This window comes from Paenarthrobacter sp. GQ52, from assembly GCF_059759005.1.
On the sequence record NZ_JCAXEJ010000002.1, the window covers coordinates 224,780 to 241,744 of the forward strand.

Annotated in this window: 15 protein-coding genes; 12 read left to right on the plus strand and 3 right to left on the minus strand. The window is 61.7% G+C overall.

Annotation, left to right across the window (positions count from 1 at the left end; genetic code table 11):
• The first annotated feature begins 16 nt into the window (after positions 1–16).
• From AC6CH8_RS04575 to AC6CH8_RS04610, 8 genes are all read left to right on the plus strand, one after another.
• Complete coding sequence (locus AC6CH8_RS04575) at positions 17–1,570, plus strand: GMC oxidoreductase (protein ID WP_498188965.1); 1,554 nt, start codon at positions 17–19, stop codon at positions 1,568–1,570.
• A 7-nt stretch (positions 1,571–1,577) separates the two neighbouring features.
• Positions 1,578–1,982, plus strand: coding sequence for a C-glycoside deglycosidase beta subunit domain-containing protein (locus tag AC6CH8_RS04580; RefSeq protein ID WP_498188966.1), 405 nt, complete (start codon positions 1,578–1,580; stop codon positions 1,980–1,982).
• Entirely contained in the window at positions 1,979–2,872 is an 894-nt protein-coding gene (locus tag AC6CH8_RS04585; RefSeq protein ID WP_498188968.1) for a sugar phosphate isomerase/epimerase family protein, read from the plus strand. The genes AC6CH8_RS04580 and AC6CH8_RS04585 overlap by 4 nt, the downstream gene beginning before the upstream one ends.
• Entirely contained in the window at positions 2,869–4,413 is a 1,545-nt protein-coding gene (locus tag AC6CH8_RS04590) for an MDR family MFS transporter (RefSeq protein ID WP_498188969.1), read from the plus strand. Before AC6CH8_RS04585 ends, AC6CH8_RS04590 begins: the two co-directional genes overlap by 4 nt.
• Position 4,414: 1 nt before the next feature.
• A complete protein-coding gene (locus AC6CH8_RS04595; protein ID WP_498188971.1) occupies positions 4,415–5,446 on the plus strand; it encodes a Gfo/Idh/MocA family protein in 1,032 nt (343 codons plus the stop codon).
• Positions 5,436–7,625, plus strand: a complete 2,190-nt coding sequence (locus AC6CH8_RS04600) for a glycoside hydrolase family 3 N-terminal domain-containing protein (RefSeq protein ID WP_498188974.1) — start codon at positions 5,436–5,438, stop codon at positions 7,623–7,625. The genes AC6CH8_RS04595 and AC6CH8_RS04600 overlap by 11 nt, the downstream gene beginning before the upstream one ends.
• 58 nt (positions 7,626–7,683) lie before the next feature.
• Positions 7,684–9,321 carry a DUF5597 domain-containing protein gene (locus tag AC6CH8_RS04605; protein WP_498188976.1) on the plus strand — a complete coding sequence of 546 codons (1,638 nt, stop codon included), beginning with the start codon at positions 7,684–7,686 and terminating at the stop codon, positions 9,319–9,321.
• Between the two features lie 218 nt (positions 9,322–9,539).
• Positions 9,540–10,307 carry an alpha/beta hydrolase fold domain-containing protein gene (locus tag AC6CH8_RS04610; protein WP_498189249.1) on the plus strand — a complete coding sequence of 256 codons (768 nt, stop codon included), beginning with the start codon at positions 9,540–9,542 and terminating at the stop codon, positions 10,305–10,307.
• Between the two features lie 87 nt (positions 10,308–10,394).
• On the opposite strand, the gene AC6CH8_RS04615 is transcribed toward AC6CH8_RS04610, so the two are convergent.
• From AC6CH8_RS04615 to AC6CH8_RS04625, 3 genes are all read right to left on the minus strand, one after another.
• Entirely contained in the window at positions 10,395–11,555 is a 1,161-nt protein-coding gene (locus AC6CH8_RS04615; RefSeq protein WP_498188977.1) for a fatty acid desaturase family protein, read from the minus strand.
• A gap of 13 nt (positions 11,556–11,568) precedes the next feature.
• Complete coding sequence (locus AC6CH8_RS04620; RefSeq protein WP_498188978.1) at positions 11,569–12,669, minus strand: ferredoxin reductase; 1,101 nt, start codon at positions 12,667–12,669, stop codon at positions 11,569–11,571.
• A 530-nt stretch (positions 12,670–13,199) separates the two neighbouring features.
• Positions 13,200–13,457, minus strand: a complete 258-nt coding sequence (locus AC6CH8_RS04625) for a metal-sensitive transcriptional regulator (protein WP_190987860.1) — start codon at positions 13,455–13,457, stop codon at positions 13,200–13,202.
• Positions 13,458–13,578: 121 nt separating this feature from the next.
• Here AC6CH8_RS04625 and AC6CH8_RS04630 point away from each other — a divergent pair, with 121 nt between their 5' ends.
• Genes AC6CH8_RS04630 through AC6CH8_RS04645 form a run of 4 tightly spaced genes read left to right on the plus strand, consistent with a single transcriptional unit; the run spans position 13,579 to position 16,939 of the window.
• Positions 13,579–14,199, plus strand: a complete 621-nt coding sequence (locus AC6CH8_RS04630) for a rhodanese-like domain-containing protein (protein WP_498188979.1) — start codon at positions 13,579–13,581, stop codon at positions 14,197–14,199.
• A complete protein-coding gene (locus tag AC6CH8_RS04635) occupies positions 14,196–15,083 on the plus strand; it encodes a sulfite exporter TauE/SafE family protein (protein WP_498188980.1) in 888 nt (295 codons plus the stop codon). Before AC6CH8_RS04630 ends, AC6CH8_RS04635 begins: the two co-directional genes overlap by 4 nt.
• Positions 15,084–15,126: 43 nt before the next feature.
• Entirely contained in the window at positions 15,127–15,489 is a 363-nt protein-coding gene (trxA, locus tag AC6CH8_RS04640; protein WP_498188981.1) for a thioredoxin, read from the plus strand.
• 43 nt (positions 15,490–15,532) lie between these two features.
• A complete protein-coding gene (locus AC6CH8_RS04645; protein WP_498188982.1) occupies positions 15,533–16,939 on the plus strand; it encodes an MBL fold metallo-hydrolase in 1,407 nt (468 codons plus the stop codon).
• The last annotated feature ends 26 nt before the right edge of the window (positions 16,940–16,965 follow it).

Genomic DNA, 16,965 nt, shown 5'->3' on the forward strand with positions numbered 1-16,965 from the left:
ATTCCCGGAGAACAGCATGACCACCACAGCAGTACCTTCAGCGCGCCCTTATCCGGCCGGCGTCGACGTCGCAATCATCGGCAGTGGCCCTGCCGGCGCCACTTACGCACGGATACTTTCGGAGCTCAGCCCCCAGGCGAGCATTGCCATCTTTGAGGCCGGACCCACCATCAGTGATCCGCCCGGATCCCACGTGAAGAACATCGCAAGTGTTCAGGATCGCGAAGTTGCCCAGCGCCGTTCCGAGGGAAAAGTGAGCGCCCTGCCAACTGGCGGGAAGATAGCAGAGTACGCACGCGACGTCGCACGCCCGGTGCGGCCCGGCACCTTCCTGCTTGATGACGGTTGGCAGCAGCCCGGCGAGGCTGGACTGCCGGGTCTTGCATTCTCCAGCAATGTTGGCGGGATGGCGGCCCACTGGACCGGGGCATGCCCGCGTCCGGGTGGAAGCGAGCGCATTGCGTTCCTTCCGAACATGGATGAGCTTCTGAGCGAGGCCGAACGCCTCCTCTCGGTCAGCTCGGAGGCCCTGGCTGATGCTCCCCTGGCCGATCTCGTCCGCTCACGTCTGGCAACGGCGCTCGACGGCGGCCGCGCACCTGACCGTCGTGTTCAGCCCATGCCGCTGGCGGTCCGCCGCACTGACGACGGCCGCTTCATTTGGTCTGGAGCTGACGTGGTGTTCGGTGACGAGACGCGAAACAACCCCCGGGCCCGCCTCTTCGACGAAAGCGTGGTTGTCCGGGTGCTGACCGACGGAGACGAGGTCAGCGGTGTGCGGGTGCGCGACGACAAGTCCGGAGACGAGCATGAAATTGCGGCGCGGTACGTCGTAGTTGCCGCCGATGCCCTCCGCGGTCCGCAGCTGCTGTTCGCATCCGGTATCCGTCCCGAAGCACTCGGCCGGTATCTGAACGACCAGCCTCAGATTGTCCACGCAGTCCGGTTGACCGGGGTCGAGGATGATGTTCCCGCTGCTTCGTCAAGCGACACCACCATCACCGCCCAAAGCGGTGTCAGCTGGGTGCCCTTCACGGATGAGCAGCCCTTTCATGGGCAGGTCATGCAACTCGACGCCTCGCCGGTGCCCATCTCCGGAGATGTCATCCCTGGTTCGATCGTGGGCCTGGGGTGGTTCTGCGCCAAGGACCTTCAAGCCTCCGACCGCGTTGTCTTCTCCGAAGACACCACGGATGCCTACGGGCTGCCGGCGATGAACATCCACTACACCTTCACGGAGCGTGACGAGCAGACACTTTCCGCAGCACGCCAATCGGTGGTTGCCGCTGCCCGGTCCTTGGGAGAGCCACTGGGCGATGAACCGCTCACCTTCCCTGCCGGGGCCTCACTGCACTATCAAGGCACCCTGCGGATGGGGACATCCAACGACGGAACCGCTGTGTGCGATCCCACCGGACAGGTGTGGGACGTCAGAGGGTTGTTTGTTGCCGGGAACGGTGTCATCCCCACTCCCACAGCCTGCAACCCAACGTTGACCGGGGTGGCCTTGGCCGTCGCCGGTGCACGCCACATCGCCGAATCAATCAACTCCACGTCCACAGAGAAGTGAGGAAAACATGGTCCTCGAACGAGAACTGATCCAAAGCCGGGGCTTTCGCAACGTCCAGGAAGGAACCGACATTGTCGGTTTCGAGATAGCCCTGCGCATGCCCAACTACCGGGGCGTCTGGGGAAGCCTCATCGACGGTGTGGCTGTCACAGTGGACGGCCAGGAATGGAGCCGGGAAGTACCGCGCTGGACACTCCAGGGACGCACTTTCAGCATCCAGGAACTGCGCCAATCCACCGATGTCCGCTGGCAGCTCGATGAAGTGGCCACTGTCATGGTGCCGCTCGCAGGCGGCCTGGCCGTAGGTGTCCATGATGTTCGCGTTGATATTGCGCTGCACGCGCCCTACATCCCGGCTGAATTCCAACCGTCCGTTTTCACGTCCCAGCGAAAGGTCACGGTCCTCGCATGAGCAACCTCAAGTACGGCGTCTCCCTCTACAGCTACACCGGTGATATCAACACTGTCCTCACCCTCGAAGACGCCATGGCACAAATAGCTGACATCGGCGCCACGGGTATTGAGATCCTGGGCGAAGGGCATGTGCCCAACTATCCGGAACCGTCCACTGCATGGATTGACCAGTGGTACGGGCTGCTCGAAAAATACCAGCTGGAGCCTACAAACTACGGGTCCTGGATCGACTCGAGCATGTGGCGTGACCGCGACCTCACCGCAGATGAGGGCGCTGTGATGCTGGCTCGTGATCTTCGGCTGGCCCATCGCCTTGGATTCACCTCAATCCGACCCAAGATCGGTGTAGTGTCCATGGACCTGCGCCCACACCCGATCTGGGAGGAAGTGATTGAGCGCAACCTCGATCTCGCGGCCGAGCTGGATATCATCATTTGCCCGGAAATCCATGCGCCCACTCCCATCAAGCACCCGGTGGTGGACGAGTACATCGCTTTCATCGAGCGAACCGGATCGAAGAACTTCCGCCTGCTCATCGACACCGGCATCTTCCAGAGGGCAATCACCACCGCCAAGCATGACGGCCTTAGCGAAGAAGCCCAGGAAGAAGGCTGGCGTAAACCCCTTGCCGTTCCCATGTCTGACCTTGTGGATGTTCTCCCCTACGTGTCGTTCATTCAGGCCAAATTCTTCGACATCAATGATGACCTGGTTGACGGCCAGATTCCGTGGCGCGAGATCCTTCAGACCCTGAAGGAGAACGAATGGTCCGGTTACCTGTCCAGCGAATATGAAGGCGATCGGCTCCCTTACCGATCCATTGAGCAGGTCCGCCGGCAGCATGCGCTTCTGCACAGCCTGGAGGCCGAGATCGCCGGGACGCCGTGACCGAAGTCCGCAACCGCAGCAGCAACACAGTCCGGATCTCTCCCACCCGGCTCCGGCTCCTCATGGCAGCGCTCCTGGCGGTGTCATTCCTTGGAGCCCTTGATCACACCATCGTTTCGACGTCCTTGGCCACTGTCGCCGGCGAACTCGGAGCTCTCCAGCACATGAGCTGGGTGGTAGTGGGCTACACGCTCGCCAGTACTGTCCTGCTCCCGGTACTCGGAGGGCTGGGCGATCGGGTGGGACCGCGGCTGGTCTTCCTCCTTGCGCTCATCGGCTTCGTTGCAGCTTCCTTCATATGCGGCCTCGCGCATGACATGACCCAGCTCGTCGTCGCCCGGGTCCTCCAGGGCATGAGCGCCGCGGGTCTTCAGCTGATGTCGCAGACGATCGTTGCCGAGGTCACCACTCCAAGGCAGCGTCCTGCGTACCTCTCACTGATCGGCGCAGCTTTCCCGGTGGCAATTCTGATCGGGCCGCTCCTCGGCGGTCTGATCACGGACCACTGGGGGTGGCCCTGGGTGTTTTGGATCAACGTCCCGGTGGGGCTTGCCGCACTTCTCCTGGCAGTCATTGCCGTTCCGCACATCGAACCGGCGGGCAAAAAACGGTTCGACGTCGTTGGGGCAGTACTGCTCACCGCTGTCCTTGTGGCGGTGGTGCTGGCAGTTGCGTGGTTCAGCTCCGGGAACTCCGCAGCATGGATCGCCCTTGGAGCCGGCGCAGCAGCGCTAGGTGGGCTTGTCGTCGTCGAGCGTGGCCAGCAGAACCCCATCATCCCGGTCCACCTGTTCCGCAACCGCACCTTCAGTGCAGGCGTGGGACTCTCAGCAGTCATGGGTGCCGGGCTTATCTCAGCCACGGCGTACCTGCCAACGTATTTCCAGATGGCCTATGGCGTCAGTGCCACCATCTCAGGGCTGGTACCCATCGCCACAGTGCTGGGTATGTTGGTGGGCAATCTGGTGACTGGCTGGCTTGCGTCGCGAACGGGCCGCTACCGCGTTTTTCCCATCATAGGAACGGTGATGGGAGCACTCGGGCTCGGAGCCATGTCCCTGCTCCCGGGGGGTGCGCCGCTGTGGGTGCCGGCGCTGATCATGGCGTTCGTGGGCCTCGGCACGGGAGCTTTCATGAGCCTCGCCATTGCGATCGTGCAAGGTGCTGCACCACGCAGTGAACTTGGCGCCGCAACCGCAACCGCGGGACTCAGCGGGCAGATCGGATCCACCGTAGGATCAGCCGTGGTCGGCGGCGTGGTGGGGTTCGGCGTCGCATCGCTCTTGCCAACCGGGCTCGATTCCCACACCCTGACACCTGCCTTGGTCCACGCCGCAGACCCCGCCTTGCAGGCTGAGATCGCATTGATTTACCACGGCGTCTTTTCTCCCGTTTTCCTTGCCTTGGCCGGCGTCTACATCCTGGGTTTCATTGCAGCGTTGCTGCTGCCCGATGGACGGCTGTCCGATGATGCCGCGGTCTCTGCCGACACTGCCGCCCTGGACGACTCTGCAGACCTGGCTCTGCAAGGAAAGGATTGACGTGCCCGGCAACAACACTGTGAGATGGGGGCTCGCCGGCACCGGAACCATTGCCCGTGAATTTGCGCAGACCCTTGCTGAAGTCCCCTCTGCCTTCCTCGCTGCTGCAGCGTCCCGGACCGAGGCGGCCTCAGGGAAGTTCTGTTCCGAATTCGGCATCCCAACACAGCACCTGTCCTTTCAGGATCTTGCCCATGACCCCACTATTGACGCGGTGTACGTTTCCACCCCTGCAGGATCCCACCATGAGCTTGCCGCGCAATTCCTGGAGGCGGGAAAACACGTCCTGGTGGAAAAGCCCTTTACCGCCACCCACGCCGAGGCCCTGGACCTTGCCCGAACCGCCAAGCGGTCCGGAACAGTGCTGATGGAGGCCATGTGGTCCCGGTTCCTTCCCGCGTACGTCGAGCTGAAGCGGCTGGTGGACGATGGTGCAATTGGAGAAGTGCGGAAGGTTGAAGCGTCCTTCGGGTTCCCGATTCCGGAGGCCGGCCCGCGGGCGCGGCCTCATTTGTATGATCCCCGGCTGGGCGGCGGAAGCCTGCTGGAGATGGGCGTTTACCCTGTCCAGCTCTCGCACTGGCTCCTGGGAGATGAACCGGCCGTCGCCGCGTTCGGCCGCAACAGCACCAGCGGGGTGGACCTGGACACCACGGCGCTTCTTTCCTTTCGCGGCGGTACAACCGGATACATCAGCTCCTCGATGTCCACAGTGCTTCCCAACGACGCACGGATTCTGGGGACGGAGGGCTTCATCCAGTTGCCGGCCCCGCACCATTGCCCCAACGAGCTGACTGTTTCGCGCTACAACCCCTCAGGGCCGGGACTTCAGCAGTCCCACATCATTCAGGCACCCATTGTTGGCGGCGGACTCAGGTACGAAATCCTCGAGTTTCACGCGCTGCTCGAGTCGGGTAGCTCGCAAAGCTCTGTGATGCCGCTGAGTGACTCTCTGGCCATCATGCGCACACTGGACCTCATAAGGCACCAGGTCCACAAACCTTCGCAGGAGGATCCTCACCGTGAAAGTTAAAGTACAGCCGGAGCAGATCCTGGCTTGCATGACCTATGCGCAGAAACTGGCACAGCTTCAGATCGTTTGGAGGCCGGACCCTGCAGAAGCGGGAAACCTTGCCCGAAACGGTGCCGGGGCGTTGTTCTGGCCTGCCTCGGCGCAGGCCACCAACGCGCTTCAGCGGATCGCCGTCGAGGAAAGCCCGCACGGTATCCCCCTCCTGATCGGCCTTGACGTGGTCCATGGCCAGTTCACCATCTTTCCCACTCCTCTGGCACAAGCTGCCAGCTTCGATCCCGAGGTGGCAAGGGCCGATGCCTCGCTCTCTGCGAAGGAAGCCCGGTCCAATGGAGTGAACTGGACCTTTTCGCCCATGATCGATGTGTCGCGGGACCCCCGATGGGGTCGCGTGGTGGAAGGGTTTGGCGAGGATCCCTACCTCAATGCCGTTTTCGGGGAGGCCAAGATCCGGGGCTACCAGGGTGATGATCTTTCCTCCAACGCATCCATTGCCGCCTGCGCAAAGCACTTTGTTGGCTACAGTGCCGCCGAAGGAGGCCGTGATTACAACACCACGGACATCTCGGTCCAGCGGCTCCACAACGTGTATCTGGAACCCTTCAGGGCCGCGGTCGCAGCAGGAGTTGCCAGTGTCATGGCGAGCTTCAACGCCGTCTCAGGCGTACCCATGCACGCCAACCGGGAGATGCTCACCGATGTCCTGAAGAATGAGTGGGGACATGACGGCATTGTGGTGGCAGACGCCGGCGGCGTGGGCGAGCTTGTGGACCATGGCATTGCGGCCGACGCTTCCGACGCCGGACGCCTGGCACTTTCAGCAGGTCTCGATGTTGAAATGGGCGGTTCCTTGCTGAGCGACGGTGAGCCCATTATCCGCGAGGACCTGCTGGACTCCGCGCGCTTGGACGACGCCGTGCTCCGCGTGCTGCGGCTCAAGCAGGCTCTGGGCCTGTTCGACAACCCTTATGTGGACGAGCCAACGGCCGCAACCGGCCCCGATGAAGCCTCGCTCTCAGCGGCAAGGGATACCGCCGCGCGTTGCGCGGTCCTGCTGAAAAACGACGACGGCGTGTTGCCCTTGAGGCCCAGGGGACAACGCATTCTAGTGGTGGGTCCTTATGCCGAAAGCAGGGACCACCTCGGGGCCTGGGTACAGTATTTCGCCTCACCCACGTCCACCTCCATTGTGGAATCGCTGACCACAGCCCTGCCGGACTCTGTGGTGACCACGCTTCCCGGCGCTACCTTTTTTGACTCCGATCCGGGACTGCAGGCTGAGGCTGCCGCCGCCGCAGCGGAGGCAGATCTTGTGATTGTGGCGGTTGGAGAACCCAGTGACCTTTCCGGTGAGGCAAGCTCGCGGAGTTCATTGGACCTCCCCGGAGACCAGGAACAACTGATCAGGGCCATTGCCGGCTCAGGCACCCCCTTTGCCGTAGTCCTCATGACAGGCCGCCCGCTGGTTGTCAGCGAATGGATTGATCAATGTCCTGCCCTCCTGGTGGCATGGCATCTGGGCTCTGAAGCAGGAAAAGCAATTTCAGATCTCCTTACCGGTGCGGTCAACCCCGGCGGCAAGCTTCCCATGTCCTTCCCCCGCTCCGTGGGTCAAGTCCCCATCTACTACAACCACGAGTCAACCGGGAGGCCTGCCCGTACTGGAGGCTCTCTTGCTCACAAACGGCCCGATGTTGGGCTTACCGGCCCCAACAACACCGATGACTACTTCAAGTCGAAGTATCTGGACTTGGAGCTGGGGCCACAATTCGGTTTCGGATATGGGCTCAGCTACACATCTTTTGAGTTGGAATCATCGCCGGACCAAGCACTTTCAGTCACCTTGGACGAGTTGAGCGCTGGATCCAGGATCTCTTTCACCACCATCGTTCGCAACACCGGAACAAAGGATGGCGACGAAGTGGTCCAGTTGTATATTTCTGACCTCCTGGCAAGTGTGACCCGGCCCGTCAGGCAGCTGCGGGGCTTCAAACGAGTATTCGTACCGGCTGGAGAAGAACGACGTGTATCACTGACCATAGGCTTCGATGATCTGGGATTCTGGACCAACCATCCCCGTACCGGATACATCGTGGAGCCAGGCGAGTTCCGGGTGCGGATCGGCAACGGCCTGACCTCCCGGGAATTCAACCTGACAGTCGCTCCCCGTTCCGCTTGAACCCAGTAGCCCCGCCCACCAACTTATTTCGCCCACCAAGCATTAAGGATTGATCACCATGGCACACCAGAACCTCCCGCGACTCGAGCGGACAGGCGGCCACGTCCGGCTCATTGTTGAGGAGAAGCCGTTTCTCTGCATCGGGGGTGAACTGCATAATTCGAGTGCGTCGCACCGGAGCTACATGTCGCCTATTTGGGACAAATTGGCAAAGTCCGGGGTCAACACTGTCATCGCTCCTGTGTCCTGGGAACAAACAGAGCCGGTGGAGGGAGAGTTCGACTTCTCGATCGTGGACGGGTTGGTAGAGGACGCTCGGACCGCCGGCGTCCGTCTGGTCATGATTTGGTTCGGGGCGTTCAAGAACGCTTTCTCCACGTATGCCCCCGGCTGGGTTCGCTCTGACCGTGAACGTTTCCCGCGCGCGGACAGAGGCGTCAAGCCGTTGAAGACCCCCTTCTCGTATCCGGGATCCATGCCGCGGCCCAGCTTGTCCGTCTTCTCTGAAAATCTCTTTGAAGCGGACCGAACTGCCTACACTGCCCTGTTGACGCATGTGGCTCTGATCGATCCGGACCACACAGTCATCATGGTTCAGGTTGAAAACGAAGTGGGGCTGTTGGGGGCAGGAAGAGACCACTGTGCGCTCGCCGAGGCCGCATGGAATGCACCGCTCCCCGAGCAGCTTCTTGCTGCGGTTTCCCAAGAACCGGATTCCTTTGACCAGGAGTTTGTGCGGGCCCTTGGCGCGCGTCCGGACGGCAGCAAGAGCTGGGCGGACCACTTCGGCGATGACAACCCCGTTGCTGAAGAGACGTTTATGGCCTGGGAATTTGCATCCTTTGTGGGAGGTTTGGCGGCAGCCGGGAAGGAGGTTCTGCCGCTCCCCACGTACGCCAACGCGTGGATCGGCCCGCAACGCGGCCAGGACCTGCCCGGCCAGTACCCGAGCGGCGGACCGACGGCCGACATGGTGCCTGTGTGGCGTGCCGCGGCGCCGGCCATCGACTTCCTGGCACCGGACATTTACGTTCCCAACGCGGAGGAAGTCATGCGGCAATACGCCTCCGCTTCCAATCCCCTATTCGTCCCCGAAGCGCGATTCCGGGCCGGAGATGCGTTCTTGGCCATAGGCGGTTTTGGTGGCCTGGGCTACAACGTCTTCGGTGTGGAAGAAGGCAGGGAAGGCAATCAGTTCAGCGCTGCCTGCTCCATCATCACTTCCCTGACTCCAGAGATCGTGGATGCCCAGCGCGACGGCCGTATTTTCGGTTTCGCTCTCGACCCGCAAGAGGAATCCACCAGCACGGAACTGGCGGGTACAGCAATTACGGTTCGAAATTCCAGGAAGCTCCTCGAAGGAATGCTCCTGGACGCAGGCGTTCGGGTTCCTCCCGCGCCGGAACTCCTGGAAGAAACCGTTGCTGCCACCCATGGCCCCACCCCCGGAGACGCCCGTCCCTTCGGGATGGTCCTGGCCATCAGTCCCACCGAGTTCATTGTGGTAGGCCAAGGAGCTCAAGTGGACTTCCACAAGCCCGGTTGTGAAATTGAGCTTGATGCAGTGAGGGAGTTGGTGGTAACAGACACCGGGTTAACGGAAGGGCGATACCTCAACGGGGATGAGCGCCTCGAGATCCTCTCGGACAAGCACATCAGCGCGGTGAGGGTTAGCCTCCTCGTCAACGCCGACTGAAAGCCGCAACCCCGAAAGGAACCCATGCCGTTTCACCCTGGCATCGCCACCCGGCTCCCCTTGCTGGAGGGCATTCCTTCCTTGGAAGCGGGCCTTAGTGAGCCACTGATGAGGGCACAGATGGAGGCATTTGATGCCTACCCGGACGCGCCTCGCCCTCCGTCTGCCACCACCCGAATAGTCTCTGGCCCGGCCCGCACGGTCCGGTACCACTGCGCATTTACACCCCTGTGGAACCGAACCAGGAAGCTGATTCCCCGCACGCCTTGGTGTGGATGCATGGCGGCGCCTTCCAATTCGGGGACCTGGACACCAAAGAGGCTGACTGGACTGCCCGGCAGTTAGCGCAGCGGGCATCGGCAACAATCGTGAGCGTGGACTACCGGCTGGCCGTTAACGGTGTGCAGTACCCGGTACCCCTTGACGACGTCGTTGCTGCTATCCGATGGGTACAGGCGAACATGACGGGGTTGGGCCTTACCTCGCTTTCCGTGGGTGGCGCCAGCGCTGGTGCAAATTTGGCTGCCGCCGCCGCATTGCGGCTCCGCGACGAGGACATGTGGGTGCCGGAGCAGGTTGTGCTGGTGTACCCGATGATGCACGCCGAACTCCCTGCTCCTTCGGAGTCCCTGCGGCTCGCGTTGGCGGAATTACCTACTGCCTTGAGGCTGACGCCTCGGATGATCCACTTGGCAACAGAGAATTACGTGGGAACGTCAAGCGATGATCCCATTCCGGGATACGCAATGCCCGCCACTGCAGACTTGGATGGCCTCGGACCAACACTGGTGCTGAATGCCGAATACGACGAGTTGCGTGCGTCAGGCGAAGCCTTCAGTGCCTTGCTCGCAGCCCGCGGCGTGGACGTGGAGCAGGTCAGGATTCGGGGCATGCTTCATGGCTTCCTGAACCTGCCCCCAACATTTGCTCCTGTCGACGACGCACTGGAACGAATCGCAGCGAGGCTACGACCAAAGAGTTCCTGAGGGGCTTGCTTTCCGCCTCTACCACTTCCCTGGAGCTGGCACCCTCCGCTGTGACTCCCTGCCAAGTCCACTGTAGCCGCGGAGGCTCTACCGCCGTGGCGGCAGAGCCAGTTTGAAGACTTTAGCCCACGCGGAGCCGACCTGCTTCGGCAACGGTCCGGTGGTGTACTTCAGGCCGTAACGTTCGCAGATATCGCGGACCTTGGGTGCAATCTCGGCGTACCGGTTGGAGGGAAGGTCCGGGAAGAGGTGGTGCTCGATCTGATGCGACAGGTTTCCTGTCATGAGATGCATGAACCGTGGACCCGAGATGTTGGCGGAGCCGATCATCTGACGGACGTACCAGTCGCCGCGGGTTTCGCCTTCTACCATTTCTTCGGTGAACGTGTCCGTTCCTTCGGGGAAGTGGCCGCAAAAGATGACCGCATGGGCCCAGACGTTGCGTATGGCATTGGCAGCGAGCGTGCCGTAGAGGGCTTGCTTCCCCGAACCCGACAGCATGGCCAGAGCCGGGGTGGCTGCATAGTCCTTGGCGAACTGCTTAAGTGCCTTCCGCCCCAACGCTTTAAGGTCCTTGTTCATGGCCTCCTTCGACTTCAGGCCCTCTTTGTACTCGGGGATCTCCAAGTCGTAGATGGCGATGCCCCATTCGAAAACGGGCGCAAGCAAGGCGTTGTAGAGAGGATTTCCCAGGTTGAAGGGCTTCCACTCCTGATCGGGGTCCATGCGTAAAAGGTTGTAACCGACGTCGCGATCCTTGCCAACAACGTTCGTCCAGCGGTGGTGAAGGTCATTGTGAGTGTGCTGCCACGACCGCGAAGGTGTAACGAAGTCCCACTCCCATGTGGTGGAGTGGATGTCCGGGTCACGCATCCAGTCCCACTGGCCGTGGAGGATGTTGTGGCCAAGTTCCATGTTCTCCAGGATTTTGGCCACGCTGAGGAGTGTTGTGCCGGTGAACCAGGCGGCCTTGTTCCTGCCTACAAGTAGCGCGGCACGACCGGAGATTTCCAACCCTCGCTGGAGCTTGATCATGCGCCTGATGTAGGCGGCGTCGCTGGAGCCCCGCTTGGCAAGGATCTCGTCACGGAGCGCATCGAGCTCACGGCCCAGCTGGGCCACTTGCTCGTCGCTCAGATGTGCGGCTGCCGGTGGCCGCACCGTGGGCCTGCCCCCATCGGCAAGCGCACCAGGACGTGTCTTGGGTTCGACGGCGGCGGCGGACCTTTTGGCTGAAACTACTGACATGCGGTTGTACTCCTCAGATTTCGAGGTTGACGGGCCCGGCGGCTGCCGAGACACAGGTTTGGATGAGTTCCCCGGGCGCCCCATGAATCTCGCCGGTGCGAAGGTCTCGGACCCTTCCGGCGAGCAAAGGAGTTAGACAGCTATGACAAATGCCCATGCGACAGCCGCTGGGCATCAGCACCCCTGCGTCCTCGCCGACATCGAGGATGGGGACCCCGCCGTCGGCCATAACCTCGCGGTCGGAAGCTTCGAACGTGACCACGCCACCTTCGCTGCCTTCGCCTCCCAGGAGCTCGGTGCTGAATCGTTCGATAGTGAGCGAGCCGTGGCCTGTTCCACCATTGGTTTCCTCGCCTGATGTGGCCACAGCAGTCAACGCTGCGTGGTTCCACATAGCTTCGGCGTCATCCAGGAAAGACTCAGGGCCGCACGCATACGCTGCCCTGTCACGCCAGTCCGGGCAGACCTCTTCCAGGACGGCCGTGGATGTGAAGTCCATGCGGCCGCGGCCGTTGGTGTGCCACTGCACCAAGCGGAAATTGGGAAATTGATCAGCAAGTTCAGCCAGTTCCTCGCGGAAGATACTGTCGCCTTCGTCGCGGGAGGAATGGATCAGCACAACGTCTGCGTCGGGGCGGCTTGGGACAAGTGTTCGAATCATCGACATGACGGGTGTGATGCCGCTTCCCGCAGTGAGCATGAGGAGTGAACGGGGGTGCTCCGGGAGGACAAAGTCGCCCTGAGGCGGAGCCAGAAAAAGGACGTCACCAACCTTGGTCTTCCGGACCAGGGTCCCTGACACGGACCCGACGTCAGTGACGGTGATGGCCGGATCCTTGCCCGCCGGCGCGCTCAGTGAATAGGAACGCCATTGGCGGACCCCGTTAAGATCGACGCCGATCCTCGCCCACTGGCCCGCGAGGTGGGCGTGCCAGCCGCGGCCGGGACGGAAGAAAATAGTGGCCGACTGCGCAGTTTCCTGGACGACCCTGGTCACGATCCCGCGTAACTGCCGGGACGAATACACCGGATTGAACAGGGCCAGAACGTCTTCCGGCGCAAGCGGGGTGGTCAAAACCGCGGCGATGCGGGCCAGGGGCCGAAAGCTGACCATGGACTACTCCTCACAACGACAGAGAACCAAGACCCCGACCGAATCTGTCGGGACATACAAACTACCGAATATCATAAGCATGCTTACGATACCCTTCGCCCCCGAATTACTATCAGACATAGGGAAAGCCCCCCGGGAGGGGCTTTCAACGGAAATGGGACGTGGTGCTTGGATTGGTCAGCGGTGATGCGCTCCTCCTCTCCGGGCTTCTGTCGCCCATACCGGTTTAGTAGGAAGACAGTAATACGTCCACCGGATTCCATGCAAACCCAAAGCCAGTGGTCCAGAGACGCACTGCACTTAGTGCCACCACCTACCTCATTAAACCGTTCCGGCCGGCCCAACTCCGAGCAAGGTGCTGGACCTGTGCCCATTGGACGGCATAGCACCTCTCCGCCCCTGCCCTGCCTGAGCGGAGTACACCCGAACCAGGACTACGGGTGGAAGGTTAAGCTGGATATCTATTCGCACGGACGGTCGCGACCGGTGGTTGCAAAGAATCCGACGGCGGTTGTCGTCGGGAAAATATTTCAGGCGAGGGACAGGAAAAGTTTCTCCAGCTCTTTCTTGTCCATCGTCGCATCCTTCTGAACAATGCATTGCTCCAAGCCTGTAGCAATGATGGCAAACCCGGCCCTGTCGAGTGCCTTGGAAACAGCCGCAAGCTGGGTAACGACATCCTTGCAGTCCCGGCCTTCCTCCAACATGCGGGTAACAGCCGCGAGCTGGCCTTGGGCACGCTTGAGCCGGTTGATCACGGGGGTCAGTTCGGCGGGATTGAGTTCCAAAGTTCTCTCCAAAGGTCGACTTCCATCTCCATAACTATACCCCCATGGGTGTTTTGACTACCCCCGGGGGTATCCGTAATACTGGGTGGGGTATACATCCCATGACCTCGGAGAAGCCAAAATGACTTTCTCGTCCACAACTCCCGCCAATACCGCACTAACCCCGGAAACCCTTCTCAGCTGGATTTCTGAGCATCAGGACCTCGTAGTGATCGATGTACGCTCAGCTGCAGAATTCGAATCCCTGCACATTCGGGGTTCCTACAACGTGCCGCTGCCGTTGCTGTCGGAACACACAGAAGAACTCGCCGCCAGACTGGGCTCCCGCGTGGTCCTGGTCTGCCAGTCCGGCGCACGCGCCGAGCAGGCACGCCACCGCCTCAACACTGCCGGCATCGCCGGCGCATATGTCCTGAGCGGCGGAGCTCCCGGTTTCGCTGAAGCTGGCGGTGACGTTGTGAGGGGAAAGCGCCGCTGGGATGTGGATCGTCAAGTCCGCCTCGCCGCAGGCTCGCTGGTGGTCTTGGGGTTAACCGGAGGCAAATTCGTATCCCCGAAGGTCCGTATTCTCGCCGGCGCCATCGGGGCGGGCTTGACGTTCTCCGCGGCTACCAACACGTGCGCCATGGGCAAAGCACTCTCCGGAATGCCGTGGAATAAGGCTGCGGAGGAGCTGACCCGCGAAACCGCTATTTTGACCCTTCCGGTGGTCAGTGCTCATGGGGAGGCAAAGGCTTCATGACCATCACCTTGATTCTGGTTCTCACCCTCGCGGTGGTCATCGGACTATCTCTCGGCGCGCTGGGCGGGGGTGGATCGATCCTGACTGTCCCGATCCTGGTTTACGTGGCCGGCTTCGAGGCCAAGGAAGCCATCGCAGCCTCCCTTTTCGTCGTCGGCGTCACCGCCATCCTTAGCGCGCTCAGCCACGCCCGCCGCGGCAGGGTCAGGTGGCGGACCGGCTTGATTTTCGGAGCGGCCGGCATGGCCGGCGCGTTCGTCGGTGGGCTGCTCGGAGGTCACATCCCCGGGCAGATCCTCCTTGTCGCTTTTGCCGTCATGATGGTGGCGACGTCCGTGGCTATGCTTCGCGGCCGGAGAAAGAAGATCGACGACGACGCGACGCCCGTGAGGCAGGAGCTTCCCCTTCGCAGGGTGCTGCTGGACGGGGTGGTGGTTGGGCTCGTCACCGGCGTGGTCGGTGCGGGCGGCGGATTCCTTGTGGTCCCGGCTCTGGCATTGTTGGGCGGACTTCCAATGTCAGCCGCTGTGGGCACCTCACTGGTGGTTATTGCAATGAAGTCCTTTGCGGGACTCACCGGCTATCTCACCACCGTGCAGCTCGACTGGGGAATCACACTCGGCGTGACGGCTGCGGCGATCGTGGGGTCACTCATCGGCTCCAAGCTCGCTGGCCGCATTCCGGAAGGTGCCCTTCGCAAGATTTTCGGCTGGTTCGTCCTGGCGATGGGAGCCTTTGTGCTCATCCAACAAGCTCCCGCCGAACTCCGATGGTTCATGGGCACCGGAGTCGCCACCCTCACGGCAGCCACCGCCGTCGTGTGTTGGCTTTTCATAAGTTCCTGCCCGCTGCGCAGGCGGAGCACCGCCCCTTCCCCGGCTTGATTCACCCATACGAGAAGCAACACCAGAAAGGACACCTTAAGCCATGGCAACCATCGACGTCACCGAACAAACCTTCCGGAACACCCTGGAAAATAACCAGATCGTCTTCGTTGACTTCTGGGCAGCCTGGTGCGGCCCCTGCCGCATGTTCGCTCCTACTTACAGGGCGGCAGCCGAAAGGCACCCCGAAATCACCTTTGCAAAAGTTAACACGGAATTAGAGCAGGGCCTCGCCGCAGCTGCGAACATCGCATCAATACCTACCCTCATGGCATTCAAGGACAAAACCCTGGTCTATTCCCAGCCCGGAGCGATGAGTGCAACCGGTCTCGAAGAGGTCATCCAGGCCGTAAAGGATCTGGACTTGAACACCGTTCGCGCCAACGCCGCAGAACGTCGCCACTAAGAAACGCAAAAACCCAAAACCCCTGGACCAAAGGAGACTAGAGATGCTTATCGAGCGCTTTTACGACGAAGACCTCGCCCAGGCCAGCTACCTGATTGGCTGCCAGGCCAAGGGTGAAGCCATTGTGGTGGACGGCCGCCGCGACATCGCGGTGTACCAGGAACTGGCGGAGAAGAACGGCATGAAGATCGTAGCCGTCACCGAAACCCACATCCACGCCGACTACCTTTCCGGTACCCGCGAGTTGGCCGCTGCCACCGGCGCGAAAATTTACGTCTCCGGCGAGGGAGGCCCGGACTGGCAGTACGAATTCGACGGCGAACGTCTCTACGACGGGGATGCCATCGCCCTGGGCAACATCAGCATCCAGGCAGTCCATACCCCTGGCCATACCCCGGAGCATCTGTCCTTTCTGGTCACTGACGGTGCGTTCAGCGACCAGCCCGGCTACCTGCTGTCCGGTGACTTCGTCTTCTCCGGCGACCTGGGCCGGCCGGACTTGCTTGATGAGGCAGCCGGCGGCATCGACACCCGCTTTGAAGGCGCAAAGCAGCTGTTCGCGAGCCTGCGGGATAAGTTCCTGGCTCTGCCGGACTACGTGCAGGTCCACCCGGCCCACGGCGCCGGCAGCGCATGCGGCAAGGCCCTGGGCGCCATCCCGTCCTCCACCGTTGGCTATGAGCGGCTCTACTCCTGGTGGGGTCCCTACCTCGCCGCCAATGACGAACAGGGCTTCATCGACGAACTCCTCGACGGCCAGCCCGACGCCCACGCCTACTTCAGCCGGATGAAACGCGAAAACCGTGAAGGACCTGTCGTGATGGGTGAGCGGACGCCGCTGCCCGAACTGGCAACCGGCATCGTTGCTGCAGGCCTGGCGGACAACAGCCTGACCTTCATCGACACGCGCCCCAACAGCGAGGTCCACGAAGGCACGGTGGCCCGGTCCCTGAACGTGCCCGCTGGTAAGTCCGTGGCCAGCTATGGTGCCTGGGTAGTTAACCCCGAGACGGACAAGAACCCGCTGGTACTCCTCGCAAAGAACCAGGAACTGGCCACGGACATGTGGGACCACCTGATCCGGGTCGGCATCGACAACGTCGCCGGCTACGTCTCCAGCATCGAAGGACTCCCCTCCTTCACTCCGAAGCTGATCCAGCCCGAGGAACTCGAGGGCTTCAACGCCGCAATGGTTTTGGACGTCCGCAACAAGACCGAGCACGAGGCTGGACATGTCCCGGGCTCGTACCAGCTCAGCGGCGGCCGAATCATGTGGCACCTGGATGAGCTCCCTGCCGGCGGCACCATTGTTAGCTACTGCCAAAGCGGGGTACGCAACTCGGTCGCGGCCAGCGCGCTCCGCCGAGCCGGGTACGACGTCGTCGAACTCGACGGCAGCTACGCCGCCTGGGAAGAATGGAAGAACTCCCGCCAAGCAGCCACGGCCTAGAATCCCATCGGTCCACGCGCAATAAG

Bases quoted from the DNA above. Each gene is read 5' to 3' on its own strand.
- AC6CH8_RS04620 (WP_498188978.1), bottom strand. From the start codon at position 12,669: ATGGTCAGCTTTCGGCCCCTGGCCCGCATCGCCGCGGTTTTGACCACC.
- AC6CH8_RS04630 (WP_498188979.1), top strand. From the start codon at position 13,579: ATGACTTTCTCGTCCACAACTCCCGCCAATACCGCACTAACCCCGGAA.
- AC6CH8_RS04615 (WP_498188977.1), bottom strand. From the start codon at position 11,555: ATGTCAGTAGTTTCAGCCAAAAGGTCCGCCGCCGCCGTCGAACCCAAG.
- trxA (WP_498188981.1), top strand. From the start codon at position 15,127: ATGGCAACCATCGACGTCACCGAACAAACCTTCCGGAACACCCTGGAA.
- AC6CH8_RS04585 (WP_498188968.1), top strand. From the start codon at position 1,979: ATGAGCAACCTCAAGTACGGCGTCTCCCTCTACAGCTACACCGGTGAT.
- AC6CH8_RS04635 (WP_498188980.1), top strand. From the start codon at position 14,196: ATGACCATCACCTTGATTCTGGTTCTCACCCTCGCGGTGGTCATCGGA.
- AC6CH8_RS04605 (WP_498188976.1), top strand. From the start codon at position 7,684: ATGGCACACCAGAACCTCCCGCGACTCGAGCGGACAGGCGGCCACGTC.
- AC6CH8_RS04645 (WP_498188982.1), top strand. From the start codon at position 15,533: ATGCTTATCGAGCGCTTTTACGACGAAGACCTCGCCCAGGCCAGCTAC.
- AC6CH8_RS04575 (WP_498188965.1), top strand. From the start codon at position 17: ATGACCACCACAGCAGTACCTTCAGCGCGCCCTTATCCGGCCGGCGTC.
- AC6CH8_RS04580 (WP_498188966.1), top strand. From the start codon at position 1,578: ATGGTCCTCGAACGAGAACTGATCCAAAGCCGGGGCTTTCGCAACGTC.